Here is a 1891-nt window from a genome sequence, read left to right as displayed (position 1 = left end):
AATAGAGTAGAGAAATAATAGCTAGTATTATTTCCCTCTCATTGAACCGTACGTACGGGTCTCGTATACGGCTCTACAATTTATATTCCAACGCTTCTTAGATAATATTGTAAGGGATTGAGCAAACCAGCTCCGTCCTTTACTTTTGTCTCAAGTAATTCTGGACTTAATATAAAATTTACTACGTTCATTCCACATCTTCTATACCAACCTAGTCTTGAATTTGCTACTTTATATATAGCTTCGTTATTAAATCCATTCTTATATTTCCTATTGTAGTAAGACAGATTTTTATAAATAGTCATAGGTTTCTTCCATTGCTTTATCACAATTACCCTTATTTTGTGTCTTAACCATGCTCCAAACTCTTCCATGAATCCTTTCATCATTCCAATTCTAAAGTAATTAATCCAACCAACAACCATTTGATTTACCCGCTTTATTGTTACTACTAAGGAACGTGATGTTGCTTTCCCTCTTTTAAGGTATTCGCTCATCTTTTTATATAAAGCTTTCTTCTTTTCTGTTGTGGGTTTTATTTTCCATTGTCCACCATGTTTAAGAAACGTGAACCCTAGATATTTACTCCTTGTTGGTCTGACTACTTTTGATTTTATTGCATTTACTTTAAGAAATAATTTTCTTTCAATCCAATCACTAATTGACTTCATAACACGATTAGCAGCCATTTCGCTTTTTGTAAAAATAAGCACATCGTCAGCGTATCTTACGAAACGCAGACCTCGTTGCTCCAATTCTTTATCCAACTTATCTAAATAGATATTTGATAATACAACCGATAATGGTCCACCCTGTGGAACTCCTGTCTTTGTTGCTTTTACTAGTCCTTGCTCCATTACACCTGCTTTCAGGTATTTACGAATTAGGTTTAATGTTGCACTGTCATTTACTTGTTCTCTAAGAATTTGAATTAATTTATCATGATTTACTTTATCAAAGAACTGTTCAATATCAATATCAATGACCCATTCATAATCATCATTTAAATAGACTAATGCTTGTTTGATTGCATCATGACAACTTCTATTTGGTCGAAATCCATAGCTATAATCACTAAATATTTCTTCATAAATATCGGATATTGGCTGTGCGATTGCTTGTTGAATTGTTCTATCAAGGGCAGTTGGAATTCCTAATGGTCTCGTCTTTCCATTGCTTTTTGGTATATATACCCTACGCACTGGCTTTGGAAAATAGGTCTTATCTCTGATAGAATTAACAATCTCGTCCTTATTTGATTTAATATAATCACCTAATTCCTCTACCGTCACTCCATCAATTCCACTAGCACCCTTGTTTTCAACCACTTTCTTGTACGCTCGGTTTAAGTTCTCTTTTGTTATAATCACTTCAATTAAATTCATTGCTGTTACTCCTCTGTTTATTACAAAATTTATACACATCACTCCTCTAGATATAGACAATATCCCTCGGTTACGTTCCTACTTTTCTTGTCCATCCGATTTCTAGCTAATGTATTATTTTAAGAATAACGATTTGTACTATAAATCGTTTCAGTCCTTCAGCTATTCCGCCTACTATGACTTCATCTGACTCCCTCCCTAAACCTTTTTCGACCATATCTTTTGATATGTGGGTAGGGTCTCCCAGGGTAAGACACTAATCTTTCATTCCACAACCTCTTGATTTACAACTTCGGTTTACGTTTACCATTTGGGCTTTAGTTTGTATTGCAACCTCACCCACCTAATCGCCTTATCAAGTTTCTGTTCGTAGGCTCAAGAATTTCGCTACACCACTTCCTTCATCCATACCATTACTGATACCAACTTGTGGTTCACTACACTTGGCGGTAAATACCCGTGGCTGGACTTTCACCAGCTAGATTAGTGCCATGCCTGGCACACAA

1 protein-coding gene is annotated in these 1891 nt (G+C 35.4%); it reads right to left on the bottom strand.

Features of this window, described 5'->3' with window-relative positions:
• Positions 1-80: 80 nt before the first annotated feature.
• The gene (ltrA, locus tag BJR36_RS19890) at positions 81-1385 is read right to left on the bottom strand and encodes a group II intron reverse transcriptase/maturase (RefSeq protein WP_091237168.1); all 1305 of its coding nucleotides are present in this window, start codon (positions 1383-1385) and stop codon (positions 81-83) included.
• Positions 1386-1891 lie beyond the last annotated feature (506 nt).

It is taken from the genome of Anaerobium acetethylicum (assembly GCF_900096945.1).
GTDB classification, from domain to species: domain Bacteria; phylum Bacillota; class Clostridia; order Lachnospirales; family Lachnospiraceae; genus Anaerobium; species Anaerobium acetethylicum.
The sequence above is the reverse complement of the archived record's forward strand: the minus strand, read 5'-3'. Positions and strand labels throughout refer to the sequence as shown.